The sequence below is a fragment of the Alkalicoccus daliensis genome (assembly GCF_900103955.1).
Taxonomy (GTDB): Bacteria; Bacillota; Bacilli; order Bacillales; family Salisediminibacteriaceae; genus Alkalicoccus; species Alkalicoccus daliensis.
Map to the genome: position 1 here is coordinate 13,559 of NZ_FNIL01000010.1, position 25,494 is coordinate 39,052.

Annotated in this window: 23 protein-coding genes; 16 read left to right on the top strand and 7 right to left on the bottom strand. The window is 40.2% G+C overall.

Annotated features, from left to right (window positions below):
• Positions 1-14: 14 nt before the first annotated feature.
• Positions 15-248, bottom strand: coding sequence for a hypothetical protein (locus BLP92_RS13700; protein WP_090843521.1), 234 nt, complete (start codon positions 246-248; stop codon positions 15-17).
• A gap of 79 nt (positions 249-327) precedes the next feature.
• Complete coding sequence (locus BLP92_RS13705; RefSeq protein ID WP_090843522.1) at positions 328-972, bottom strand: SDR family oxidoreductase; 645 nt, start codon at positions 970-972, stop codon at positions 328-330.
• Between the two features lie 123 nt (positions 973-1,095).
• Here BLP92_RS13705 and BLP92_RS13710 point away from each other — a divergent pair, with 123 nt between their 5' ends.
• Entirely contained in the window at positions 1,096-1,968 is an 873-nt protein-coding gene (locus BLP92_RS13710; protein WP_090843523.1) for a DUF1028 domain-containing protein, read from the top strand.
• Positions 1,969-2,361: 393 nt separating this feature from the next.
• Complete coding sequence (locus BLP92_RS13715) at positions 2,362-3,462, top strand: ethanolamine utilization protein EutH (RefSeq protein WP_090843524.1); 1,101 nt, start codon at positions 2,362-2,364, stop codon at positions 3,460-3,462.
• Here the strand turns inward: BLP92_RS13715 and BLP92_RS13720 are convergent.
• Positions 3,459-3,830 carry a response regulator transcription factor gene (locus BLP92_RS13720; protein ID WP_175444299.1) on the bottom strand — a complete coding sequence of 124 codons (372 nt, stop codon included), beginning with the start codon at positions 3,828-3,830 and terminating at the stop codon, positions 3,459-3,461. The two genes, BLP92_RS13715 and BLP92_RS13720, sit on opposite strands and share 4 nt — an antisense overlap.
• A 556-nt stretch (positions 3,831-4,386) precedes the next feature.
• Between BLP92_RS13720 and BLP92_RS13725 the strand changes: the two genes are divergently transcribed.
• The 14 genes from BLP92_RS13725 (at position 4,387) to BLP92_RS13795 (ending at position 21,816) form a co-directional block, all read left to right on the top strand.
• Positions 4,387-5,604 (top strand): BMP family lipoprotein, encoded by a 1,218-nt coding sequence (locus tag BLP92_RS13725; protein WP_090843526.1) that lies wholly within the window; start codon positions 4,387-4,389, stop codon positions 5,602-5,604.
• Positions 5,605-5,785: 181 nt separating this feature from the next.
• Positions 5,786-7,315 carry an ABC transporter ATP-binding protein gene (locus BLP92_RS13730; protein ID WP_090843527.1) on the top strand — a complete coding sequence of 510 codons (1,530 nt, stop codon included), beginning with the start codon at positions 5,786-5,788 and terminating at the stop codon, positions 7,313-7,315.
• Positions 7,312-8,373, top strand: coding sequence for an ABC transporter permease (locus BLP92_RS13735; RefSeq protein ID WP_090843528.1), 1,062 nt, complete (start codon positions 7,312-7,314; stop codon positions 8,371-8,373). Before BLP92_RS13730 ends, BLP92_RS13735 begins: the two co-directional genes overlap by 4 nt.
• Positions 8,374-9,339 (top strand): ABC transporter permease, encoded by a 966-nt coding sequence (locus tag BLP92_RS13740; RefSeq protein WP_090843529.1) that lies wholly within the window; start codon positions 8,374-8,376, stop codon positions 9,337-9,339.
• A 736-nt stretch (positions 9,340-10,075) separates the two neighbouring features.
• A complete protein-coding gene (locus BLP92_RS13750) occupies positions 10,076-10,768 on the top strand; it encodes a DUF2225 domain-containing protein (RefSeq protein WP_090843531.1) in 693 nt (230 codons plus the stop codon).
• 17 nt (positions 10,769-10,785) lie between these two features.
• Positions 10,786-11,244 carry a chemotaxis protein CheX gene (locus BLP92_RS13755; RefSeq protein ID WP_090843532.1) on the top strand — a complete coding sequence of 153 codons (459 nt, stop codon included), beginning with the start codon at positions 10,786-10,788 and terminating at the stop codon, positions 11,242-11,244.
• A gap of 540 nt (positions 11,245-11,784) precedes the next feature.
• Positions 11,785-13,320 (top strand): GNAT family N-acetyltransferase, encoded by a 1,536-nt coding sequence (locus BLP92_RS13760; RefSeq protein ID WP_175444300.1) that lies wholly within the window; start codon positions 11,785-11,787, stop codon positions 13,318-13,320.
• A gap of 237 nt (positions 13,321-13,557) precedes the next feature.
• On the top strand, positions 13,558-14,568 hold the full coding sequence (locus tag BLP92_RS13765; RefSeq protein WP_090843534.1) for an aldose epimerase family protein: 1,011 nt from the start codon (positions 13,558-13,560) through the stop codon (positions 14,566-14,568).
• 90 nt (positions 14,569-14,658) lie between these two features.
• Positions 14,659-15,204 (top strand): glycerol-3-phosphate responsive antiterminator, encoded by a 546-nt coding sequence (locus tag BLP92_RS13770; protein ID WP_090843535.1) that lies wholly within the window; start codon positions 14,659-14,661, stop codon positions 15,202-15,204.
• 178 nt (positions 15,205-15,382) lie between these two features.
• Positions 15,383-16,228, top strand: a complete 846-nt coding sequence (locus BLP92_RS13775; protein ID WP_090843536.1) for an MIP/aquaporin family protein — start codon at positions 15,383-15,385, stop codon at positions 16,226-16,228.
• A 15-nt stretch (positions 16,229-16,243) separates the two neighbouring features.
• Positions 16,244-17,761, top strand: coding sequence for a glycerol kinase GlpK (gene glpK / locus BLP92_RS13780; RefSeq protein ID WP_090843537.1), 1,518 nt, complete (start codon positions 16,244-16,246; stop codon positions 17,759-17,761).
• Between the two features lie 148 nt (positions 17,762-17,909).
• Positions 17,910-19,571: a glycerol-3-phosphate dehydrogenase/oxidase gene (locus tag BLP92_RS13785; RefSeq protein ID WP_090843538.1), complete on the top strand. Its 1,662-nt coding sequence runs from the start codon at positions 17,910-17,912 to the stop codon at positions 19,569-19,571.
• A gap of 76 nt (positions 19,572-19,647) precedes the next feature.
• Positions 19,648-21,381, top strand: coding sequence for a phospho-sugar mutase (locus BLP92_RS13790; RefSeq protein ID WP_090843539.1), 1,734 nt, complete (start codon positions 19,648-19,650; stop codon positions 21,379-21,381).
• Positions 21,382-21,606: 225 nt separating this feature from the next.
• On the top strand, positions 21,607-21,816 hold the full coding sequence (locus tag BLP92_RS13795; protein ID WP_090843540.1) for an aspartyl-phosphate phosphatase Spo0E family protein: 210 nt from the start codon (positions 21,607-21,609) through the stop codon (positions 21,814-21,816).
• Between the two features lie 95 nt (positions 21,817-21,911).
• On the opposite strand, the gene BLP92_RS13800 is transcribed toward BLP92_RS13795, so the two are convergent.
• The 4 genes from BLP92_RS13800 to BLP92_RS13815 all read right to left on the bottom strand — a co-directional run bounded on the left by BLP92_RS13800 (position 21,912) and on the right by BLP92_RS13815 (position 25,011).
• On the bottom strand, positions 21,912-22,799 hold the full coding sequence (locus tag BLP92_RS13800) for a DMT family transporter (RefSeq protein ID WP_090843541.1): 888 nt from the start codon (positions 22,797-22,799) through the stop codon (positions 21,912-21,914).
• An 81-nt stretch (positions 22,800-22,880) separates the two neighbouring features.
• Positions 22,881-23,594: a P-II family nitrogen regulator gene (locus BLP92_RS13805; RefSeq protein ID WP_090843542.1), complete on the bottom strand. Its 714-nt coding sequence runs from the start codon at positions 23,592-23,594 to the stop codon at positions 22,881-22,883.
• A complete protein-coding gene (locus BLP92_RS13810; RefSeq protein WP_090843543.1) occupies positions 23,591-24,322 on the bottom strand; it encodes a DUF1538 domain-containing protein in 732 nt (243 codons plus the stop codon). The genes BLP92_RS13805 and BLP92_RS13810 overlap by 4 nt, the downstream gene beginning before the upstream one ends.
• On the bottom strand, positions 24,319-25,011 hold the full coding sequence (locus BLP92_RS13815) for a DUF1538 domain-containing protein (protein ID WP_090843544.1): 693 nt from the start codon (positions 25,009-25,011) through the stop codon (positions 24,319-24,321). The genes BLP92_RS13810 and BLP92_RS13815 overlap by 4 nt, the downstream gene beginning before the upstream one ends.
• Positions 25,012-25,494 lie beyond the last annotated feature (483 nt).

A 25,494-nucleotide genomic window follows, 5' to 3' on the forward strand; every position in this document is an offset into this window, starting at 1 on the left:
GAAGCCCGGCAGCTTTATTTTTTATTTTTTGTAAAGGAAATGCAAAAGTCGATAAATCGGTAAATGCCAAACAACAAAATAACTGAGAGCAGTGCGCCGGCCATGTAGCCTGCAGTAAAGTTACGGCGGAGAAACCATTCTTCGTTCATACCAACGATAATTCCGATGATTACCGAAATGATTAGAAGAGAAGCCATAATAATATATTCAATTCTTTGTTCTCTGCTTAATTCCTTAAGTGCAGTCATATGAATAGCCTCCTGAAATCATTTTACAGATATCATTTAGTATAAAACGAAAATCACTGCACTGCAATATCAGTTAAATTTAAATTGTTTTCAAAGCTTCTCCTATAGGAACATCCCCGCCAATTAACTCAAACGTTTTATTGTAAGTGTTCTCCAGCGTTAAGCAATTGGAAGCCACAGCTGCTACATCCTCCCGAGGAATAGACCCATCATAGCTGTCAAGCTTTTCTTTCACTGTAATAGTACCGCGCGCAGCATCATTTGATAATGGTCCGGGACGGAGGATTGTATATTTTAAAGAGCTTTGCTGCAGTTTTTCATCTGCTGCAAGCTTGGCTTTAAGATAATGCTGAATATCTTCAGAAGCAGTCTCTGCTTCATCTGCCATCATCGAACTGATCATTATAAAACGGTCAAGCCCTGCTTTTTCAGCTTCTTCTACAGTTTGAATAGCTCCGTTTCTGTCGATAACTTCTGTTTGTTCTTTTCCAGTGTGCCCGCCTGAACCTGCGGTGAATACTACTGCATCCATCCCGTGAAAGGCATGAGAAAAGTCTTTTTCCAAATCACCGATCACGATATCTTCAGCGCCCAGTTCACGCATATTTGCTTTTTGTTCTTCTTTTCTTATCATTGCCCTTACTTCATGCTTTGTACTTAAACTAAGCATTCGAACAAGATGGCTGCCTATTTTTCCATTCGCTCCTACTACTAAAACCTTCATTAAATATTCCTCCTTCTGCTTACTTAAGGATAAAATTCCCATGATTCCTTTTATATAAACATTTCTGAATTGACGGAATATAATTAGGAAGCTTAAGATAGCATTAAAAGGAGTGATCTACATATGAAAAAAATGCAGCCAAAAGTTGCTACATACTCTTTAATTGGGTTCGATCCTGAAACAAATGAGACAGGAATTGTGGTGCAGTCAAAATTTTTAGGTGTAGGAGCAGTGGTGCCATGGGCAAAAGCTGGAGTTGGAGCAGTAGCCACACAATCTTTCGCTAATACCTCTTTCGGTCCGCAAGGTCTGGACATGCTGGAAAAAGGTATGCATCCTGAAGAAGTAAAAAATCACCTCATTGCAGAAGATCACGAAAAGGAATTACGGCAATTTGCAATTATGAATGCGAATGGAGAGACTGCAGTATTTACTGGGACTGAATGCTATGACTGGGCAGGAGATCGTATGGGGAAATTTTGTTCTGCACAGGGAAATATTCTTCTGAACAAAGAAACAGTAGATGCACTGGTGGAAACTTTTGAAAATTCTTCAGGTCCTTTAGCAGAACGGCTTCTGTCAGCATTGGAAGAAGCAGAAAAGGCAGGAGGGGATGCTCGAGGAAAACAATCTGCTGCGCTGTTTATTGTTCAGGAAAAAGGAGGATATGGAGGTTATAATGATCGTAAATATGATCTGAGAGTGGATGATCATAAAGAACCTATTAAAGAATTAAAAAGGCTGTATGAGCTTCATCAACTTTATTTTTCAAAGCCGGAACCTGGAGATCTCCTTGTAATTGAAAAAGAAGTTTTAAAAGAAATTGAAGTAAATTTAATCAGCGAAGGACTTTTAGATCAGCATTATAATGCTTACAATGTAGATGTAAAAGAAGCTTTAAAAAATTATTTTTTGAGGGAGAATTTCGAAGAGCGCTGGCAGGAGGAAGATAAAATCGATCCGGCAGTACTTACATATATGAGAGCAGGCCAATAAGAATCCGGAGGAAGAGCTTCTATCAGCTATCCCCTGGAAATTAGCAAAGGTCTGCACAGCCAATCCAAGAAAAACACAGACCCTCTTTCTTGGTTTCAAGAGCCCGGCTGGCTTCCCACTGCTGTTTGGGTTCATCTACAGTGCGATCTTTACGCTTACTTTTTCCGCAGGCCTCTACACCGCCTTGTCTTCATTTTGTTGATAGAAAAGCTTGTAATAAAACAATCTTTTCAATTGTTTCGCCAAGGTAAGAACGAGCGGGAAGATCCCACAGCGAAGCGAGGAAGGGGAGGAGCTCGTCCACGGCAGGTCAGTTGCAGCGAAGTTTTCTCTTACCAATAATGAGCATTAGCAGAGCTATAAAATAGAAAACGTTTTAAAGGATGTCATAGTATGTGGTTAAATGACGTTATTATATGGATATTAGTAGGTTTTCTCATTATAGGCATCCTGGATAAAATAATTGGAAACAGAAAAGGCTATGGAGATGCTTTTGATGAAGGTTTTCGTACGATGGGCCCTCTTGGCTTTGTAATGATCGGTATGATATCTATTGCTCCAGTACTTGCTGAAATTTTAAGGCCGGTACTTATACCAATATTTACTTTTTTAGGTGCAGACCCCGGCATGTTTCCAGGAATGATATTAGCGATTGATATGGGAGGATATCCTCTGGCACTGGAACTCGCAGATTCAGAAGATGCAGCCATGTTTTCTGGTATAATTTTAGCTACGATGCTCGGTCCCACCTTTGTATTCACTGTTCCAGTTGCATTGGGTCTGTTACATAAAGACCAGTATTCTTTATTAGCAAGAGGAATTATGTTTGGATTAATTCCGGTTCCTGCAGGGGCCCTTCTTGCAGGGTTAATTGCGGGCATGCCATTACTTTTTCTACTGCAGCAGCTGCTTCCCGTCATTTTATTTGTAGGTGTTCTTATCGCAGGACTGACTTGGATTCAACCGGTGATGGTTTCACTATTTATCATCTGCGGAAAAGGGATTATGACTTTTATTAGTGTGATTATGGGAATTGTAGCTGTGCAGGAATTAACAAACGTAACTATTATTTCAGGACTGACTCCATTCGAGGAATCTATGCAGGTAGTTGGTTTAATTGTCCTTGCACTGGCAGGAGCCTTTCCACTGGTACATTTTATGAAATCTGTAATTGTTCCTTTATGTAAAGGATTAATTGATAAAAGCCCGATAGCTGGAGACGCCTGGGTAGGATTTGTTACTCAGCTCGCTCACAGTATACCGATGTTTAAGAAACTGCATTTAATGGACGAGAAAAGCAAGCTGATGAATGTAGCTTTTTCAGTAAGCGGCGCTTTTTTATTAGGAGGTCATCTTGGTTTTACAGCAGCTGTGGAGCCGGAGATGACAATTGCTATGCTGGTGGGAAAAGCAAGTGCGGGGATAATGGCAGTATTAATTGTATATTGGAAAGTGTCTTCTTCACCAGATTCCACTGAACAACCCCGCTTCTAGAAGGAAGCGGGGTTGTATTTTTGCAGTAATGGGAGGATGTTCTGTTCGCTCGCTGGTTTTCGAAGGTAGGCATCTGCACCAAGATGAAGCGCTCTGCGCAGATGAGACTGTTGAGAGCAGGAAGAGGTCATAATAATCCGGGAATTTTTTTTGTAAGAAACTAATTCTTTCAGCGTGGAGATTCCATCCTGTTTTGGCATGATAATATCCATGAAAACAAGATCAGGCTCATAATCCAGAAACATTTGTACAGCTTCAATGCCATTGCCAGCCTCATAAACTTTCTGAATTCCTGCTTCATTTAAAATCATTTTCAACTGTTCTCTGAAGATTGCAGAATCATCGCAAATCAGTGTACTAGCTGTCATATTAAACAATACCTCCGCATTTAATTTATTTACCAAAATTAAAAAGTGCTTGAATGAGGATAATAGTAGTACTGAGCTCCAGTAATTGAAATAAAAACTTAAGAACATATCAGCTTTTGATAATCGTGGGGGTCAATAGTAAACTGACTTTTAATTTATCTATTCTATCATTAATTATTCGTTTATACACAGATTTTTTAGAAAACTTCATAAATTCTTCGGAGCCAATTTCAAATTGCTTTCCAAATAAAATATATGAAAAATTTTAACTTAAATAAGTTACTTCTTTTCATACGAAATTGAAAAATTGTTTAAAAAGTATTTATTATTTTTTTAAAAGGTGATATATTGAATTTATGTTATAGAAAACGCTCTCATTAAATAACTGCGCCTTTTTTAAAGGTCAGACATCAAACAAGTAAATTTTTATTTTTTGGAAGCGTTTTTAAGATTATCTTTTTCAAATTTATATGGCATAATGGGAACAGAGTTTTTATCTCCTGAAAATACAGGAGATAAAAACTAAAAATATAAATTTTCAAGGGGGAAGTACTTAATGAAAAAAAGTAAAAAAGTATTATTGTCTTCTATTCTGGCAACGGGAGTATTATTAGCAGCATGTGGGGAGAACAACGAAGAAAACGATACAACACCTGTTAATAATAACGCTGGTAATAATGCGGAGAATACAGAAGTAAATGACAATGCTGAAAATAATAACGCTGCAGACGACGCAGCCGAAAACGATGCAGCAAATGAAGAGAACAATAATGAAGGCGGGGAAGCATCCGGGGACGGCTCAGACTTCTCATCTAAAATGGTTACAGATGTTGGTGGAGTAGATGACCGTTCATTCAACGAATCAGCATGGGCTGGTTTAACTCAGTTTGGTGAAGACTATCCGGAAGCTGAAGTTGATTATGTTCAGTCCGGAGATGCAGCAGACTATCTTCCGAACTTGCAGCAGCTTGCACGTGAAGGTACAGATATCACTTTCGCTATCGGATTTTTAATGGCTGACGATGTGCGTACAGTAGCTGAACAAAATCCTGATCAGAACTTTGCTATTATCGATGAAGTAGTAACTGATGAAGATGGAAATCCACTTGATAACCTAGCAAGTGTAACTTTTGCTGAGCATGAAGGTTCTTTCCTTGTAGGTGTTATTGCAGCACTCCACTCTGAAAATAACGAAGTTGGCTTTATCGGTGGTGTGGAAAGCCCGCTGATTAAAAAATTCGAAAATGGATTTAAAGCAGGCGTAAGCTATGTAGATTCTGATATTGAGATCGCAGTGCAGTATGCACAGGACTTCAACGATGCATCCACTGGTCAAAACATTGCTGACACTATGTACTCCAACGGAGCAGATATCATTTATCATGCTGCCGGAGGAACTGGTAATGGATTATTCACTGAAGCAATTGACCGCAATGAAGGTGGCGAAACTGTCTGGGCTATCGGTGTAGACCAGGATCAGGCGCTTACAGAAGGTGACTGGTCAGATGGAAATGTAATTCTTTCTTCTATGGTTAAACGTGTAGACCAGGCAGTATACACTGTTTCTGAAGATACAATGAACGGTAATTTCCCAGCTGGCGAGACGTTGGAATTCGCTCTGGAAGATGACGGTGTAGGTATCGCAGAAACTCAGGATAATGTTTCTGATGAAGCTCTTGATGCTGTGGAAGAGTATGAGCAGATGATCATTGATGGAGAAATTGAAGTACCGCAGACTGACGATGAATACGAAGAGTTTCTTGGTTCTCTCTAAGGAATAATATTTCCAGAGATAAAATGACAAAGGCTAGTCTAGCACTAGCCTTTGTTTTTACCTGATTTAGGATTAATCCGACTTATTATTTCAAAAAACGACAAATTATACAGGTAATTGTCTCTAGTTAAATTTTAGGGAAACTAAAAATCTCTTATGAAGCCGATAGGAGTTGTTAATCGTGGAATACGTTATTGAGATGAATAACATACGCAAGGAATTTCCCGGTATCGTTGCCAACGACAATATTACGCTGCAGGTCAAACAAGGCGAAATTCATGCGTTATTAGGGGAGAACGGGGCAGGTAAATCAACACTAATGAACGTCTTGTTCGGCTTGTATCAACCGGAGCGTGGAGAAATTAAAGTGCGTGGGGAAAAAGTTAATATTACAGATCCTAATGTTGCAAACGACCTTGGAATAGGAATGGTGCATCAGCATTTTATGCTGGTTCAGAACTTTTCAGTTACGGAAAACATAATTTTGGGCAGTGAACCTACCAGCCGGGGAAGTATCAATCTTCGTAAAGCAGAAAAGGATGTGCAGGAGATATCTGACCGGTACGGTTTAAGAGTAGATCCCCGGGCTAAAATAGAAGATATTTCTGTAGGAATGCAGCAGCGGGCTGAAATTTTAAAAACTTTATACCGCGGTGCAGATATACTTATTTTTGATGAGCCGACCGGTGCTCTTACGCCTCCTGAAATTAAAGAACTTATTCAGATCATGCATAATTTAATAAAAGAAGGAAAATCTATTATATTAATTACGCACAAATTAAAAGAAATATTAGAAGTCTGTGACCGTTGTACCGTTATTCGACGCGGTGTAGGCATTGGTACTGTAGATGTAGCTGATTCTACTGAAAACAGCCTTGCGGAAATGATGGTAGGGCGTGAGGTAAGCTTTAAGGTTGAGAAGACGCCGGCCTCCCCTAAGGAAACAGTTCTTTCTGTAAAAAATCTTGTCGTGGAAGATTCACGTAAAGTAAGTGTTGTGAACAATCTTAACCTTGATGTAAGAGAAGGAGAAATTGTTGGAATAGCAGGGGTGGACGGAAACGGCCAGACAGAGCTGGTAGAAGCTCTTACAGGTCTCCGCAAGATTAAGAGCGGAAGCATTAATATTACGGGCAAAGATACAACAAAGTTTAAACCCCGGAAAATTACTGAAGTAGGGGTAGGACATATTCCACAGGATCGTCATAAGCATGGGCTTGTGCTTGATTTTACGATTGGGGAAAACATGGTCTTGCAGACTTATTATCAAAAGCCTTATACAAAGACGGGAATTCTTAATTACCAGTCCATGTACGAAAAGGCAAAAGTATTAATTGAAGAATTTGATGTAAGAACCCCAAGTGAAAAAACGCCGGCTAGAGCTTTGTCAGGTGGAAATCAGCAGAAAGCAATTATTGCAAGGGAAGTAGATCGTTCGCCTGCTCTATTAATTGCTGCACAGCCTACAAGAGGACTTGATGTAGGTGCAATCGAATTTATTCATAAAAAACTGATTGAAGAGCGGGATAAAGGACGGGCGATTCTGCTTGTGTCTCTTGAGCTGGAAGAGGTCCTTAACGTCAGTGACCGCATTGCGGTAATTTATGAAGGTGAAATTGTTTCTGTAGTTGAAGCTGATAAAACAAATGAACAGGAGCTGGGGCTTCTTATGGCAGGCAGTGTAAAGGAAGCAGGTGAGACAACCTCATGATGTCTATGTTAAAAGGAAGAGCATTCGGAATAACCATTCCAATTATCGCAATTTTATTTGGTTTTCTTGCCGGAGCTGTAATTATGCTTTTCAGCGGAAATAATCCAATTACCGGATATACTGCTCTTGTAAATGGAATTGTAGGGGATACTTATCAATTCGGGGAAACATTGCAGCGCATGACTCCCCTGATTTTTTCCGGGATTGCAGTAGCTTTTGCATTTCGGACCGGCCTCCTGAACATTGGGGTCGAAGGACAGCTGATTGTCGGCTGGTTTACGTCGGTGTATGTCGGTCTGGCAATTGATCCTCCGATGATTATTCACCTCCCGCTTGCTATTCTGGCAGGTGCTGTAGCAGGGGCTCTGTGGGGATTTGTTCCAGGGCTGCTTAAAGCACGTTTCCAGGTTCATGAAGTTATCGTAACTATTATGATGAACTATATTGCAATGCATGTAACGAATTCTTTAATTCGTACGTACTTACTGGATTCCGGACAAAGAACTGGGTTTATTAACAGCTCTGCTTCTCTGGAATCGGAGTTTCTATCCGAGTTGACTCAATTTTCGAGACTTCACTGGGGTTTCCTGATTGCAGCTGCAGCTTGTGTATTGATGTGGTTCATTCTTTGGAAAACGAAGAAAGGCTTTGAACTGCGTTCTGTAGGCTTTAATAAAAATGCATCTTTATATGCAGGAATGAACGTAGATCAAAATATTGTTTTATCAATGTCTGTATCCGGTGCTTTTGCCGGAATTGGTGGTGCAATGGTTGGTCTTGGAACATACGGATATGCAAATATATTACCGACATTTACAAACATCGGTTTTGATGGAATTGCAGTAGCTTTACTTGGAGCAAGTTCCTCTATAGGAATTTTTCTTGCTGCCTTCTTGTTCGGTGGATTACAGCAGGGTGCAAACATGATGCAGTCTCAAGCTGGAGTTGCTCCCGAATTAGTAGAGATTATTATTGCACTAATCATTCTTTTCGTTGCTTCCAGTTATATAATTCGTTGGGCACTCGACCGCCTTCAAAGCAGGAAGGAGGAGAAATAAATGGATGTAGTATTACAGATATTGTATATTATTGTTCCAGCAGCCTTAATTGCTGCGACTCCTCTAATGCTTACTGCAATGGGAGGATTATTCAGTGAACGTTCAGGTGTAGTAAATATCGGTCTAGAAGGACTCATGGTAATGGGGGCTTTTGGAGGTATTATTGGTACACTTATGTTTGAAGCACTTGGTATGGGGGCACTCTCTCCCTGGCTGGGAATAGGATTCGCTGTCATTATTGGAGCAATCTTTTCTTTAATTCATGCAGTAGCGTCAATTTCTTTTCGAGCTGATCAGATTGTAAGCGGGGTAGCGATAAACTTTCTTGCAGTCGGGCTGACAGTTTTCATTGTAAGAGAAATTTATGATGCAGGCCAAACAGCTACAATTGGAACGAGAATATTAAGATCGAATATTCCATTCTTGTCTGATATACCAGTAATAGGCCCAATGCTATTTTCCAGAGTTTACTTAACTACGTATATTGCTCTGATCATCATTGCTGTTGTCTGGTATGTAGTATTTAAGACACCTTTCGGACTTAGATTGCGAGCGGTAGGGGAACATCCTATGGCTGCTGATACGATGGGTATTAAAGTACAGCGTATGCGTTACATTGGGGTAATGCTGAGTGGAGCTTTTGCAGGCGCAGGTGGTTCTGTGTATGCAGTTACGATTGCTGGTAACTTCTCTGCAGGTACGATAGTAGGACAAGGGTTTATGGCACTGGCTGCCTTAATCTTTGGTAAATGGACCCCGTTTGGAGCAATGGGTGCGGCGATATTCTTTGGGTTTGCAATGGCCTTGAGTACTTCTGCACAGCAGCTTCCAGGTTTTCAAAATATTCCTCAGGTATGGTTCCTGATTCTGCCATACGTATTAACAATCCTTGCATTAGCCGGCTTTGTTGGAAAAGCAGAACCGCCTAAAGCACTTAACCAGCCTTATACTAAAGGCAGCCGTTAATTCATAGAAAGCACCCTGCTTAAGAAGCAGGGTGCTTTTTCATAGTGTTTATAAAGTAAGAAATTTTGTATTTTTATAATTTTTCATGTATAAGGTTCTCCACCGCTTACCGGTGGAAGCTTGCCGACCGGTCTTCAGCTATTTCTCCTGCCCTTGGGCCAGAAGAAAGGATCTTCAGACTGCGCTTCAATCCCGCTGTCACCACCGGACGCTATGGAGAATAGGTTTTTATAGAAAAAGCTGCGCTTGTACTGGAGACGCTCTATAAAATCTAATCCTCTTTTTTCTCAGCTGCAGTCGCAGAAGGTCGACTCCTGGAAGATTAAGAACGATTCTTATATCTTCCCAGGCGTTCTTACTGGGAAGATATAGTAAGCATGTGCGAAACCAGCCAATGATCTTGAAAGCACTGGAAAGAGCTCTTTGCTTTCCAGTGATTTGGCTGCGTGAAGCCATGCTCCTCTTTTAAGAAGGCAGGTTCGCGGAGAGAGTTCCCTTCGGAAAGCGACCCTTCGGAGACAAAAGCATAAAATCGTATACTTATACAAAAAAACTATTACAACAGCCTGAGAAAGCAACTGCTGAAAAGCAGTGTGCTTTTTATTGTTGAACTAGTACTTAAGATACTTAGAAAACTTGAAATTAATTATAAATTAAAAATAATCAACAAAAACCTTTACTTTTGTAACGTGTCCTTTATACTATAATTAAGAAGTAATTAAAGGGGGAGCTAAAAATGAATGAGATTCCTCCATTATACGATAAAGAAACAATATGTCTTATGTGCAGTGCGGAATTTGAAACAAAAAGGCTGCGCAGCAGAGCAGTCAGGCTGTTGAAAACCTATAATGATTTTTACAAAGAATATAAAGACCCTGTACTAAATCCTGTTTTGTACGAAGTAAATGTATGCATTAAATGCGGGTTTGCTTACACAGATCAGTTTGAGCCTGTGAAAGCAGCAGAAGATAAAGAACTTTTTGCTGAAAAAGTTACTGCCAGATGGAATCCGCAGAATTATAGTTTGAGCAGAACGTACAATCAGGCGGTAAAAACATTTAAGCTTGCAGTGATGGCAGGGAACATAACAAACCAGCCGGCAGTGGTAATGGCCGGCCTGAGTCTGAAACTCAGCTGGATTTACAGATTTCTGGGTACGATGGAAGAAGAAAAAAGGTTTAAACATCATGCTGCTGCCTATTATGAAAGTTCTCTTCTAAATGGAGATTTTAAAGATAAGGGTATGTCAGAATTATCTTTACTGTATCTGCTTGGGGAGCTCAACAGGCAATTAAATCAATTTGTAAAAGCAGGACAGTTTTTTTCGGAAGTTTTGCAGCATGAGCAAAGGCATTTGGAACCCCAGCTGCTGGATAAGGCCCGGGAGCAGTGGTATGAAGCAAGAGAGGAAATGAAAAACACCAAGTGAAGAGATGAGGAAATAAAATGAACGCAGTACATATTAATGCGGTATGCAGAGCAGCTAAAACTATTTTAAACAGTCACCTTGGAGTAGAGGTTACTCCAAATAAGCCAACTGTAGGAAAGGATGCAGTTCCGTCAAACGATGTTTCAGTAGTTTTGGGAGTAAGTGGAGAACTGACAGGGCAGATTATTTGTTCTGTAAATACTTCTACCGCCAAAAAAATTGTGGGTTCCATGATGGGCGGTGTGGAAGTGTCCCAGCTGGATGATTTGGGGTGGAGTGCTATTCAGGAATTCGGAAATTGGATCGCTGGATCTACAGCAACAGAACTTTCTAAAGAAGAATGCGTCATTGATGTTACACCCCCCGTTGTGAATGAAGGATCTTCCAGGTTCAGGACAAGCAAAACTTTTATTACTGTTCCGATGGACACAGGTATTGGAGAATTATCAGTACATATCTCCTTATCTGAAATGTGAAATTATTAAGTATAAAAAGCGTATCTTTTCGTTTGTAGTATATGACGGATAGGTACGCTTTTATATTGTGCTCCAAAAATATAATCTGCGGATAGGATAAGACTCTGGAGCTACTCGACAGGCTAGCAGCGGAAGCCATTCCTGCCACCTAACAAAACCAGGCTTTAACATAGTCTCATGTAAAATTTTTGCACCATGAGGTATGAAAATTAATAATACTGTGTAACGAAGGAGAGGACGCACCCGCACAGTATGATTACTTCTTTTTAACAAACCTTTTATTTTCAAAGCAGCCTTTAATAAAGCGATCGAATTTCACCGAGAAATTCCTGTTAAAAAAACTGCACCTTGCAGGAGGAAAGAATCACACCTGATGACGATGTATTCACTTGGGAAATTGCCTGAAGATGCGTTAATGCATTGTATTCTGATTATTATCTAGAAATCATTTCCATGTATCGTGTACAGAGTTCTTATTAGGAGCAGATTACAGATTGTGCTAAAATATACAGGGTGAATTGAATCAAGGAGTGAGTTATATTGTCATCATTAGATATGTCAAAGTTTGAAAAGAAAATAATAGTTCGTAATATACGATTTGAAGATATAGACAGCATCATTGAACTCTCTAAAATTAGTTTTCCTAATATGGATCCCTGGACAAGGCAGCACTTGATAAGCCATTTGGAAGTCTTTCCGGAAGGGCAGTTCTGTGTAGAGCTTGACGGCGAAGTAATTGGATCATGTTCCAGTCTGCTGATAAATTTTGATGAGTATGACGATCAGCATACCTGGGATGAAGTAACAGATGAAGGTTATATTACAAATCATGATCCTGAAGGGTATAATCTCTATGGAATTGAGGTTGCAGTTCATCCGGATTATCGGCGAATGAAAATCGGCAGGCGTCTATATGAAGCAAGGAAAGAACTTGCAAGGGAATTAAATCTGAAATCGATCATTATTGGCGGGCGTATCCCGAATTTCAGAAAATATTCTTCAGAAATGTCACCGCGGCAGTATGTTGAAGAAGTAATGCACCATAATGTATTTGATCCGGTACTCACATTTCAGGTAATGAATGGCTTTACCCTAAAACGAATTAATAGAAATTATCTGGATGATGACTGGGCTTCTATGAGATATGCGACATTAATGGAGTGGAATAATGTAGATTACCGCCCGACTACAAAAAGACATTTTAAAACAGCCTTTCCGGTAAGAATCTGCGCAATTCAGTATATGATGAAAAAAATAGATTCTTTTGATGAATTTGCCCAACAATGTGAATACTATGCAGATGTAGGAGCAAGCTATAATTCAGATTTTGTAGTTTTTCCTGAAATATTCACTACGCAGCTGCTGTCCTTTATAGATGAGAAAAGTCCAAGCCGGGCAATAAGAAGACTGACAGATTTCACAGAAGACTACATCAATTTATTTACAGATCTTGCCATTAAATATAATATTAATATTATTGGAGGTTCGCATTTCGTAGAAGAAGAAGGCGATATTTATAATATTGCTTATCTTTTCAGAAGAGATGGGACGATTGAAAAGCAGTACAAGATACACATTACACCAAATGAAAGAAAGTTCTGGGGAATCCAGGGCGGAGATAAAGTAGAAGTGTTTGATACAGACTGCGGCAAGATTGCCATTCAAATCTGTTATGATATCGAATTTCCGGAACTTGGCCGGATTGCTACTGAAAAGGGAGCAAATATTATTTTCAGTCCTTTCTGTACAGACGACCGCCAGGGCTATTTAAGAGTAAGGTACTGTTCTCAGGCGAGAGCTGTGGAAAATCAGATATATACTGTTATTACCGGTACAGTAGGAAACCTTACTCATGTTGAAAATATGGATATTCAATATGCACAGTCCGGCATTTTCACCCCATCAGATTTTGCTTTTGCGAGAGATGGGATTGTAGGAGAATGTCATCCGAATATTGAAACAGTTGTAGTAGGGGAAGTCGATCTGGAGCTCCTGCGCCGTACCCGCAAATCTGGAAATGTAACACAGTGGAAAGACCGCCGAAAAGATTTATATTCTGTTGATTATAAGCTGTAACTTTTTTTTAACAGAGAAAGATGTATCAGGAAAACAAACATTCCTGATACATCCTTTTTTGATATACTGAATGTAAGCTTTTATTCGCAGGAATTCTCTTGCGAGTATTTCTTTATAATCTTGCTTTTTGCTCTTGCAGAGATTTTGTTCTAAGGTAAGAGTGCATAAAATGTCCAAAACCTTTTCACTTTTTTGCAGTAAATGATTACACATAAAAACATTACAGGAGTGGTTTAATTGAAAAAACTTACGGAGATACAAGGCCGGGATGTAGTAGAATATACGCTTACAAATAAGGCAGGAATGAAAGTAACAGCGCTTAACTTTGGAGCAGTAATCACGGGCATGCACGTACCTGATGGAGAAGGGAATTTACACAATACTGTTCTTGCTTATGATAATCCGGAAAATTATGCTGATAACAGCGTATTTTTTGGTGCAGCTGTAGGAAGGACTTCAGGCAGAACAAAGGATGCGCAGTTTGAACTTGATGGAAGTGTATATGAACTGGCTCCAAATGATGGAAGTAATAACCTTCATGGGGGAAAATCTGGATTTACACACCGTTTTTTTGAGGTCGAGCAGACCGAGAACAAATTAAAGTTTTCTTATGACAGTCCCGATGGAGAAGAGGGCTTTCCTGGAAATGTAGCACTCACCATCACTTATTCGCTCACAGAAAGAAATGAATTACATATTGATTATGCAGCAACAACGGACAAAGCTACTCCGTTAAATTTAACGAATCATTCTTATTTTAATTTAGGCGACGGAGACATTACTGATCACACCTTGCAGCTGAGCAGTGATTATTTTTATGAACTTGATGAAGAGTCGATTCCTGTAAAAAAGCAATCTGCGGACAATAATCCAGTATTTGACTTTAGAGAACCGAAAAAAATTAAAGAGGCACTGTACGCTGAAGATCCTCAAATAGCAATCGTCCAGGGGGGCATCGATCATCCATTTGAATTAAACAGCGGACTGCCGGCAGCGATATTAAAAAATGAGCAAAATGATATAACACTTACAATTGAGACAGACAATTCTGCAATTGTAGTTTATACCGGCAACATGCTTGGAGAAGAAATTCAGGCAAATGGAAGAAAACTGAGCCGGCATAGTGCTGTTTGTCTGGAAACTCAGCATGTACCTGATGATATTCCAGGGATTATTTTACGGCCGGAAGAAAAATATGAAAAGCGAACAACCTACCGTTTTACCAACACTGCAGGACTGTCTCAATAATTCTGTGAAGTGAATCTTGAAGAAGCGGAAAGACTTTAGTCTTTGCGCTTTTTCTCCCCTCTTTATAAATTCATTTGAAAAGGAGAACCTATGTTTAACAATACTACTATTCTGCCTGCAATCAGAGACTTAAAAGATATAGATAAAGCAATTAAAATGGACAGTGAATATATAGTTCTGCTTAACACTCATGTTGGACAGTTGAAAAGTTTAGTGAAAATGATTAAAAGTGAAAATAAGAAAGTGCTGCTTCATGCTGACCTTGTGCAGGGACTGAAAAATGATGAATTTGCGGCACAGTTTCTTGCGCAGGATATTCGCCCGGATGGACTTATTTCAACACGGAGAAATGTATTGATGACTGCGAAAAAAGCAAACCTTATCACGATTCAACGATTATTTATCCTGGATTCATTGGCTTTACAGTCCAGTTATCAGATGTTAAAAACAATTCAGCCGGACTGCGTAGAAATTCTCCCGGGGGTAATTCCACATATTATTAAAGAAATTTATGAGGAAACAAAAATACCGATTATTGCAGGAGGGCTGATCCGTTCGCATGAAGAAGTTCAGTCGGCACTGGATGCAGGGGCTATCGCGATTACTACTTCCAACAGAGATCTTTGGAAAAAATAATATAAATTATAGATTGACAACGCTTTCATACTTTGGTTTAATATTAATTAAGTTAATAACTTATTCATGGAGACATTGGAGACCAATGAATATTTGCTCAGTCACTAGGCATTACTGGGTCAAATTTTCATTGGTCTTTTTTTGTATCCAAAAATTATGAAAGAGGAGGAGTATTAACATGTCGCCATTCTGGGGAGAACTAATTGGTACGATGATCTTGATCATTTTTGGTGCGGGGGTAGTTGCAGGTGTTGCTTTAAAAGATTCAAAAGCTTCTGCCGGGGGATGGATTGTTATTACAGCTGGCTGGGGTCTTGGAGTTGCGTTAGCTGTTTATGCGGTAGGGGATATCAGTGGAGCACACATTAATCCTGCTGTAACTGTCGGACTTGCTACAATTGGAGAGTTTGCCTGGGCATCCGTTCCGGGGTATATTGCAGCACAGATAATTGGAGCTATGATAGGGGCATCTTTGATATACTTTATGTATTCTGCCCATTTTAATGCTACAGAGGATCCAGGTCCCAAACTTGCAGTGTTTTCCACCAGTCCTGCTATCCGTCACACGCCTTCAAACTTCTTCAGCGAAACATTAGGCACATTTGTACTTGTACTGGGAATTTTATTTATCGGTGCGAATGCTTTTACTGAAGGATTGAATCCGCTGATTGTAGGTCTGCTCATTGTAGCAATTGGTCTCTCTCTTGGAGGAACTACTGGTTATGCAATTAACCCTGCCAGAGACTTTGGCCCAAGATTAGTACATGCTTTAATGCCGATTAAAGGAAAAGGCTCCTCTGAATGGTGGTATGCATGGATTCCGATTGCAGGACCAATTTTAGGCGGGGGCTTGGGCGCACTTTTTTATGCAGCAGTTTTTGAAGGTGTTGTTCATAACCTGCTTTGGATATTCCTTGCGTTATTTGCAGCGACTCAGGTACTCACATTCTCTTTAGAAAAGAAACACATCAAGACGCATTCAGACAAACAGGTATTTCATAATCCGCAAGAGAAAAAAGCTTAAAGGGGAGATGTATTTATGACTAAAAAATACGTACTAGCACTGGACCAGGGAACAACAAGCTCGAGAGCAATTTTGTTTAATAAAGAAGGAGAAATTGTAGATACAGCACAGAAGGAATTTAAGCAGTATTTCCCTAAGCCGGGCTGGGTAGAGCATAATGCAAATGAGATATGGTCTTCTATTCTTGGAGTAATGGCAGAAGTATTAAATAATCAAAACGTTTCACCAAGTGATATCGCTTCTATAGGTATTACCAATCAGCGTGAAACAACAGTAGTATGGGATAAAAATACCGGAAGGCCGATTTATCACGCTCTCGTTTGGCAGTCAAGACAAACTGACGAAATCTGCCAGGAGCTGAAGGATGCAGGATATAATGATAAATTCCGTGATAAGACGGGTCTTCTGATTGATGCATATTTTTCCGGTACTAAAGTAAAATGGCTGCTTGATAATGTAGACGGTGCACGTGAAAAAGCAGAGAATGGGGAGCTGCTTTTTGGTACGATTGATACTTGGCTCATCTGGAAACTTTCCGGCGGAAAAGCGCATGTAACTGACTATTCAAATGCTTCTAGAACTTTAATGTATAATATTTATGACTTGGAATGGGATAAGGAACTCCTCGATATTCTGGGTGTACCGGAATCCATGCTTCCGGAAGTACGGCCATCTTCGGAAGTCTATGCCAATACAGTGGATTATCACTTCTTTGGTCATGAAGTACCGATTGCAGGTGCTGCAGGAGACCAGCAGTCAGCCTTATTCGGCCAGACCTGTTTTGAAAAAGGGATGGCAAAGAACACATATGGAACTGGCTGCTTTATGCTGATGAATACAGGGGAGAAGCCGGTAAAATCAACCCACGGTCTGTTAACTACGATTGCCTGGGGACTTGATGGTAAAGTAGAGTACGCTCTGGAAGGAAGTATCTTTGTAGCAGGCTCAGCAGTGCAGTGGCTGCGTGACGGCCTGAGAATGTTTAAGGATGCATCTGAAACAGAAAAATATGCGGAAAAAGTAGAATCCACAGATGGAGTTTATTTTGTGCCTGCTTTTGTAGGACTCGGTACACCATATTGGGACAGTGAAGTACGCGGGGCAATATTCGGACTTACGCGCGGAACAGAAAAAGAGCACTTCATCCGTGCAACACTTGAATCGCTGACATACCAGACGCGGGACGTACTTGATGCAATGGAAGCTGATTCTGGAATTGAACTCAAGAAACTGCGTGTGGACGGTGGAGCTGTAGCAAACAACTTCCTGATGCAGTTCCAGAGTGATATTCTTGGTACCGAAGTGGAACGCCCGCAGATTCAGGAAACTACTGCACTGGGCGCAGCTTATCTTGCAGGTATTGCTGTTGGCTTCTGGGAAAATAAAGAAGAAGTAGTAAAACAGTGGAGTGTGGAAAGATCTTTTAATCCGACAATGGGGGAGAATGAAAGAGAAGAACTTTACACCGGCTGGCAGACTGCAGTAAAAGCTGCCATGGCCTTTAAAAAGGGTACTCCTTTAACAACAGGCTGATCTATGATATAATGGTCTTAAATTAATAGAAGGTCTGGAGATTAAGGAGAGACCACAACGCTGAAGCTTTTTTATACTGCTTCCTTGTTGTGGTCTCTTTTTTAATATAAAAACAGACTTTTCTAAAATTCTGGAAAGGGTGTAAATCATGGCGAAACCATTCTCAGCATTACAAAGAAACACCTATTTGAAAAAAATGAATCAAACAGAATTAGATGTGTTAGTAATCGGCGGAGGGATTACCGGAGCAGGAATCGCATTGGACGCAGCTTCCAGAGGGCTGAAAACTGGACTAGTGGAAATGCAGGACTTTGCAGCTGGTACTTCAAGCCGTTCTACGAAACTTGTACATGGCGGGCTGCGCTATCTTAAACAGTTTGAATTTAATATTGTAAAAGAAACAGGGCGGGAACGCGCAATTGTTTATGAAAATGCACCGCATGTAACTAAGCCCGAATGGATGCTTCTTCCTATCGTAAAAGGAGGCACATATGGAAAACTTGCAAGTTCTGTAGGCCTGAAAGTGTACGATACGCTTGCTGGAGTAAGAAAACACGAACGAAGAAAAATGCTGAATAAAAATGAAACGTTAGAAAAAGAGCCGCTGCTTAGAGAAGATAAATTAAAAGGCGGCGGCTATTACGTGGAGTATAAAACCGATGATGCAAGACTGACCCTGGAAACTTTAAAAGAAGCAGTACACCGAGGGGTTACTGCTGTTAACTATACAAAAGCTGAAACGCTGCTATATGAAAATGGGAAAGTCATTGGGGCAAGAGTAAAAGATCTGCGCACTGGAGAAACTTTCGATCTTAGAGCAAAACATGTAGTTAACGCTGCAGGGCCATGGGTGGATGATCTGCGTGAACAGGATAAGTCAAAGCAGGGAAAGTACCTGTACCTTACTAAAGGGGTGCACATTGTTATCGATCAGTCCCGCTTCCCGCTCAAGCAGGCAGTGTACTTTGATACTGATGATAAGCGGATGGTCTTTGCAATCCCGCGCGGCAGGAAAACGTATATCGGTACTACTGATACCCACTACAAAGATGATATCGCTTCTCCGAAAATGACAGAAGCTGACCTGGAATATTTAATTAAAGCAGCAAATTATACCTTTCCTTCTGTAAATATCAGCAGAGAAGATGTGGAATCCAGCTGGAGCGGACTGCGGCCGTTAATACACGAAGAAGGAAAAAGCGCCTCAGAAATTTCCAGAAAAGATGAGACATTCATTTCTGATTCCGGCCTGATCTCCATCGCAGGCGGAAAACTCACTGGATATCGAAAAATGGCGGAAAGAATTATTGATTATGTGTTAAAGCAGGAAGGGATAAAAGAAAAATGTAAGACTGATAAAATTAAATTGTCAGGCGGGGATGTAGGTGGTTCCGATAAACTGGAATCTTTCATCAAAAAGGCCGTGGAAGAAGGAGTGCGTCTTGGTCTTCCTGTAGATGAAGCTGAAAGACTGGCAAATCTCTATGGATCAAATGTAACAAGAGTGTTTGAAATTTTGGAAGTACAGGGCGAAGAAGCGAAAAATTATGGACTGCCGGCCGGCGTATTTGCTTCACTCATCTACGGAATTGAAGAAGAAATGGTGTTTTCACCTATTGACTTCTTTAACCGCAGAACAGCTGCTCTTTACTTTGATATGGCATCCGTCGAAAAATATAAAGAAGGTGTGCTGAAGTATATGGCTCTCCGTTTTAATTGGAATCAAGAAGAAATGACGAAGCATATATCTATTTTAGAAGAAGAAATCTATTACGCGAGAAATCCAATCGTGACTAAAGAGAAAAACTGACAATTTATCCTTTACTAGATGCTGAAAAATGCGTATAACTAAGTGTATAGGTATACACACGAAGGGAGAGTTATACATGGATTGGAAGCATCACTACGAAAGATGGGCTGCAAAAACAGATCTGGATTCTTCTTTAAAAGCAGAACTGAAAAGTTTAGAGGGAGATCACAATTCTCTGGAAGACAGCTTTTATAAAACGTTGGAATTTGGAACCGGCGGTATGCGTGGGGAAATTGGAGCAGGTACGAATCGAATGAATGTTTACACGATCCGTAAAGCTGCTCAGGGACTGGCTGATTTTATTGCGGAAGCAGGAGAAGAAGCAAAAAGCAAAGGGGTCGTTATTGCTTTTGATAATCGCAGGATGTCAAAAGAATTTGCATTGGAAGCTGCCTGCACATTGGGAGCAAACGGTGTGAAAACGTATGTTTTTAAACAGCTGCGTCCTACACCGGAGCTCTCTTATGCCGTGAGAATGCTTGGAACTCATTCTGGAATAATGATTACGGCAAGTCATAACCCTCCGGAATATAACGGGTTTAAAGTGTATGGCGCTGATGGTGCACAGCTTGTACCGAGAGATGCAGACCGGTTAATTGCGATGGTAGACGCAGTGGCTGACGAACTGAGTGTGGAAACAGCCCCTGCTTCTTTTCTGGAAGAAAAAGGATTGCTGGAATGGGTTTTAAAAGAAATTGATGAAGCATATGCAAAAGAACTTCAGTCAGTCGTCATCGACAGGGAACTCATTCGTAAGCACGGTGATGACTTATCCATCGTATTCACACCGCTTCATGGGACCGCTACTGTGCCAATGGAACGCGGGCTTAAAGACGCAGGTTTTAATAATGTGCATACAGTCCCGGAGCAGAGAGAACCTGACACAGAATTTTCTACAGTCCGCTCTCCCAATCCTGAAGAAGCCGATGCATTTGAACTTGCAATGAAACTGGGAGAAGAAAAGAAGGCAGATTTGTTAATTGCCACAGATCCTGATGCAGATAGAATTGGCCTTGTGGTAAGAGACGGAGCAGGAGATTTCACTGTATTATCTGGAAACCAGACAGGTGCCCTGCTGCTGGATTATCTGCTGACGAAGAAAAAAGAAAAAGGCAGTATTCCTGAAAATGGGGTTGTAATAAAAACTATTGTAACTTCAGAATTGGGTAGAGTAATTGCAGAATCATTTGGAGTTACTTCTCTGGACGTATTGACTGGTTTTAAATTTATAGGAGAAAAAATAGCTGAATATGAAACGTCAGCAGAGCACACTTTTCTCTTTGGATATGAAGAGAGCTACGGTTATTTAATAGAGCCGTTTGCCCGAGATAAAGATGCGATTCAGCCCGGGCTGCTGGCAGCGGAAATGACTGCTTATTATAAATCCCAAGGTATCACATTATATGAAGGGCTCTTAAAACTGTATGAAACTTACGGATATTATTATGAAGATCTAGCTTCTTTCACATTTAAAGGAAAAGAAGGGGCAGAAAAAATCCAGCGTATTATGAACGTTTTCAGAGATGATGTACTTCAAGGGAATCTGCCTGAAATTGTTGATTTTGTAGAAGACTATCAGCGCTCTACAAGAACCTATATGGATGGAAAAGATGATGAAAAAATTGAACTTCCGAATTCCAATGTACTAAAAATCTTTCTGAAAGATGGCTCCTGGTACTGCTTACGGCCATCTGGAACAGAGCCAAAAATCAAATGCTACTTTGGAGTGAATGGAAAAACTTCTCAAGAAGCAGAGGAGAAGCTCTCAGATGTTAAAAAAGATGTTTTACAAAAAATAGAGGCTATATAAAAAACACGCTGCCCGGCTTTTTAACGGGCAGCGTGTTTTTTGTTATCAAGTTTTAGAGAACGAAAAGAAGTTACCGGAGAATGCAATAATATGCACGAAAGTTCATAGAGAATCTATCATTATTTCATTTATTATCCATTTTTTATACAATATATACAAGACTTATGATAAAATAGTAAGAACAGCCAAACTTAGTCAAAGTGGTTTGGAAGGAGAGAAAAACCAATGAAATGGAAGATGGAACTAACAGAACAAATGGAAAACAAACGCAGGCTAATGGTTTTTGCAGCCAATGAGTATGGCCTCACTTCTGTGGAAGCAGTTAAACACAGCCAGGAATTAGATCAATTAATGAATCTTTACAGAATGATCTGCCAGAAAGGCATAGCAGGTCCATTTTTTCCTATATATAGAGAATCAGCCAGTTTAAGATAATTGCTTTGTACGATTACGGAAAAGCAATGTAAAAATCCTGCTGGCCAGGATTTTTCTTAAAGAAATGAATTACTTTCAGCTGATGAAAAATCAAATTATTTAGTTTTCGTTCTTTTAGTAGAAAGATATACTCCTCCGAGCACAACAAGTCCTCCAAACAGCTGATGATAAGTAAATGTTTCTCCTAAAAGCGTTACCGCCAAAACTGTAGTAAAAACAGGAACTAAGTTGAAAAATACAGAAGCTTTTGAAGGCCCGATTTCTCCTACCCCTCTATACCATAGCAGCAGTGCTATTGCAGAAGGAAAAATGCCAATATAAAACAAACCTCCAACTACTGCCCAGTTGTTTAACTCTGGAAATCCTAAGATACTGCTTTCGATAAGTGCAAAAGGAAGCATGATGACAGCTCCTAAAATCATCGTCATCGTTAATCCTGCTACTGCGGGAAATTTATAGGTGTGCTGTTTAATAATGATAGAATATAATGCCCAGCAGATAATGCCGGCAAACATGATGATATCTCCAATGTTAAAAGCCAGGTTTGTTAACACCTCTATGGAACCTTCCGTAATTATCCAAAGAATGCCTAAAAAAGATATGACAATACCAAAGTTCTGTACTGGAAGAAGCCGTTCTCTTAAAAGTATAAAACCAAGGACTCCCGCTGCAGCAGGAGTCAGGGCATCCACAATAGCTGCATTAATCGTACTGGTAAATGAAACAGCAGCATATAAGGAAACGTTAAAAAGGATAATGCCGGTCACGGAGAGACCTACCAGGGGACGCCATTCCTGCTTCCATAAACTAGTATTGTCCAGAATGGTTTTCCAGCAGAGGGGGAGAAGCACAAGCGCTCCCATAAATGCTCGGAAAAAAGCTAAAGTCACAGGAGAAATTGTTCCTTCAAATGCTTTACCCGCGATGAAATTTCCTGAAAAAAACAGCATTGCAATTGTGATAAACAAATACGAACGAAGCACAGTGCCTCACTTCCTTGTTAAGCATAATCATTAAAAAGAGGCTGATCCACTAAAACAATATGGAAGCCTCACTGATACAAATTATTCATTTTCTTCTTTTAATTCTTCCATTAAATGATGAATCCCTACGGTTTCTTCCACTGGCAGAACGAAAGAAATTCCTCTGCCAGGTTCATTAATTCTCACATCTTCCTCGATTGCCTTAAGTACCTCTTTTGTCTGTGCCTTTTTGATAAGGGTCAGCACAACATCTTTTTCTGGTTCAATCTGGATTGAGAAAAGCTTCGCCTTTTCATGGATTCCGCTTCCGCGCCCGTTAATTACAGTTCCACCTTCGGCACCTCCCCGGCTGGAAGCATCAATTACTTTCCCTGAATTCCCTTTATCTACAATCGTAATAATTAAATCAAAACCTTTATGATGGATATCATCGGTCATTTCGTCCAGCTCCTCCTTTACATTTTCTTCGTATTCCATATGTGCAATTCCAATTGTTTTACGTATTTCGAGAATAAACCCTATCCCGTGACCCGGTTCATTCAGCTTAGCTTTATTAGTTATCTCTTCTACCACCTGAGGTAGGATGTCTTCCGGGATCAATGTAAGAATAACTTCTTTTTCATAAACAGTTTCCAGTCCAAATACTTTCTTTTTTTCATGAATTCCATATCCTTGGCCAAACAGGACAGTACCACCCTCAGAGCCAGCCTCTTTCGCAGCTTTAACAATTTTTTTTGCTTTTCCTTTCTTGACGATTGTAACGAGTAATTTGTGATCTTTTCGAAGTGAAGTCATGTATTCGACCTCTCCTTTGCTTTAAATAATAAACCTAGAATTAGAACTGCAAGGATTGGAGTTAAGGCTACTAAAGCAATCATACCAAACCCGTCAAGAAGAGGATCTCTTCCTTCTGTTACTTCAGCGACTCCTACGGCAATAGCCATGATAAAGGTGACTGTCATAGGGCCTGTAGCTACACCACCAGCATCAAATGCGATAGAAATAAATCTGTCGCTGGATAGAAATACAAGAATAAATGCTAAAATATATCCTGGTAAAATAAGATACCAGAGAGGAAAACCGACCACGATCCTTACCATGGAAAGTCCTATAGCCAAACCAACACCTAAAGACAAGGTAATTAACATTACGTTTTTGGAGATAGAGCCGGCAGTTACTTTCTCCACTTCGTAATTAAGTATTCTGATCGCAGGCTCAGCGAATGTGGCTACGAGTCCGAATAAAAAACCGAGAGCAGGTAAGAGGATTAACGTATTATCCCGTGCACCGAGTATTTCTCCAATAGCTTCTCCAGCCGGGAAAAAGCCGACTTCCACTCCCTGGAGAAATAATACAAGCCCCGCAAAAGTAAAAATCAGTCCAATAACAATATCTTTAATGCGTTTTAGCTCCAGTTTCAGAAAGAAAAACTGAAACACGAGAAAAAATATCAATAATGGCACTATTGCAAGTGTAACTTCGTATATAACATGATCGATCCCTTCAAATAATGCCATAATCATCCGTAAATCACTCCCAACACCATTACTGCCAGAATCGGCCCAATAGAAGCAAGAGCCACAAGGCCAAATCCATCACTTGTCGATGATTTTCCTCTTAATACTGAAGCGACACCGACCCCGAGGGCTAAGATGAATGGCACAGTCATAGGACCGGTTGTTACACCGCCGGCATCAAAGGAAATAGGGATAAAGGTAGCGGGAGTAAAGAGTGCGAGCAGTCCGACCACACCGTATCCGCCGAGCAAAAGGTATTTAAGAGGTATATTAAATACTGTTCTCGCCATCGCCAGCATTACAAAGAATCCTACACCAAGCGCTACAGAATAGACAAGAGTTAAATTTGCAATCTCTCCACCTGATACATCGTCCACCTGTGAAGAAAGGACTCTTACATCCGGCTCTGCAATAGTTACCACGATCCCAAGCACAAATCCTGTCCCAAGTATCAGCCAAATTTTGTTTGTTTTTGGCAGGGTGGAACCTATTAAGTCACCAATAGGCAAAAGACCAATATGTACCCCGACTAAAAAAAGGAATAAACCGAGGCCAACCATAACAACTCCGGCTACAAAGCGGAAAAACAAATCAGGGGGAAGGCCGATGAGGGTATATTGTAAAATTATAATTACAGCTGCTAAAGGCAATATGGCCATTACAACTTCTTTAAACTGTGTCCAGACTTCTCTCATCAACTTCACTCCTCGTATTACTTTAATTAAACATGGACAAAATGGAGAGGTTACCTCCGTAAGAATTGAATATTATCCTTAATTTTACGTTAATTAAAATATCAATGCGAATAATTTGAATTTGTGGTAATATTCTGACTAATCGTTTATAATATAAGAAAAGTGAAGGAGTGACCTCCTATGTCAATCATATTTATCTGCAAAGATTGCAAAGGAACGGGTCGAGTGGCGCAGAAGCTGTGGGTGGTGTCAAGAAACAGCACATGTAGAGCATGTGATGGAAAAGGAAAAAGAAAATATGTGAATATATCACGACCTCAGCCTGCCTCAAAATAGAGAGTAGGTTTCTTTTTTGTTACCGAAAATTGAAAAAACTTTCAAATAATAGGGTCTGGAAGATTTTGTCCCGGTATTTTAATATAGTTTTTACTATCTCTGCTGGAAATCAGGAAAAATATCAGGTGCATAGGAGGGAAGGACTGG

What these genes read in the sequence shown, in the direction of transcription:
- BLP92_RS13700 (WP_090843521.1), bottom strand. Translation starts at nt 248, where the DNA reads ATGACTGCACTTAAGGAATTAAGCAGAGAACAAAGAATTGAATATATT.
- BLP92_RS13705 (WP_090843522.1), bottom strand. Translation starts at nt 972, where the DNA reads ATGAAGGTTTTAGTAGTAGGAGCGAATGGAAAAATAGGCAGCCATCTT.
- BLP92_RS13710 (WP_090843523.1), top strand. Translation starts at nt 1,096, where the DNA reads ATGAAAAAAATGCAGCCAAAAGTTGCTACATACTCTTTAATTGGGTTC.
- BLP92_RS13715 (WP_090843524.1), top strand. Translation starts at nt 2,362, where the DNA reads ATGTGGTTAAATGACGTTATTATATGGATATTAGTAGGTTTTCTCATT.
- BLP92_RS13720 (WP_175444299.1), bottom strand. Translation starts at nt 3,830, where the DNA reads ATGACAGCTAGTACACTGATTTGCGATGATTCTGCAATCTTCAGAGAA.
- BLP92_RS13725 (WP_090843526.1), top strand. Translation starts at nt 4,387, where the DNA reads ATGAAAAAAAGTAAAAAAGTATTATTGTCTTCTATTCTGGCAACGGGA.
- BLP92_RS13735 (WP_090843528.1), top strand. Translation starts at nt 7,312, where the DNA reads ATGATGTCTATGTTAAAAGGAAGAGCATTCGGAATAACCATTCCAATT.
- BLP92_RS13740 (WP_090843529.1), top strand. Translation starts at nt 8,374, where the DNA reads ATGGATGTAGTATTACAGATATTGTATATTATTGTTCCAGCAGCCTTA.
- BLP92_RS13750 (WP_090843531.1), top strand. Translation starts at nt 10,076, where the DNA reads ATGAATGAGATTCCTCCATTATACGATAAAGAAACAATATGTCTTATG.
- BLP92_RS13755 (WP_090843532.1), top strand. Translation starts at nt 10,786, where the DNA reads ATGAACGCAGTACATATTAATGCGGTATGCAGAGCAGCTAAAACTATT.
- BLP92_RS13770 (WP_090843535.1), top strand. Translation starts at nt 14,659, where the DNA reads ATGTTTAACAATACTACTATTCTGCCTGCAATCAGAGACTTAAAAGAT.
- BLP92_RS13775 (WP_090843536.1), top strand. Translation starts at nt 15,383, where the DNA reads ATGTCGCCATTCTGGGGAGAACTAATTGGTACGATGATCTTGATCATT.
- glpK (WP_090843537.1), top strand. Translation starts at nt 16,244, where the DNA reads ATGACTAAAAAATACGTACTAGCACTGGACCAGGGAACAACAAGCTCG.
- BLP92_RS13785 (WP_090843538.1), top strand. Translation starts at nt 17,910, where the DNA reads ATGGCGAAACCATTCTCAGCATTACAAAGAAACACCTATTTGAAAAAA.
- BLP92_RS13790 (WP_090843539.1), top strand. Translation starts at nt 19,648, where the DNA reads ATGGATTGGAAGCATCACTACGAAAGATGGGCTGCAAAAACAGATCTG.
- BLP92_RS13795 (WP_090843540.1), top strand. Translation starts at nt 21,607, where the DNA reads ATGAAATGGAAGATGGAACTAACAGAACAAATGGAAAACAAACGCAGG.
- BLP92_RS13805 (WP_090843542.1), bottom strand. Translation starts at nt 23,594, where the DNA reads ATGACTTCACTTCGAAAAGATCACAAATTACTCGTTACAATCGTCAAG.
- BLP92_RS13810 (WP_090843543.1), bottom strand. Translation starts at nt 24,322, where the DNA reads ATGATTATGGCATTATTTGAAGGGATCGATCATGTTATATACGAAGTT.
- BLP92_RS13815 (WP_090843544.1), bottom strand. Translation starts at nt 25,011, where the DNA reads ATGAGAGAAGTCTGGACACAGTTTAAAGAAGTTGTAATGGCCATATTG.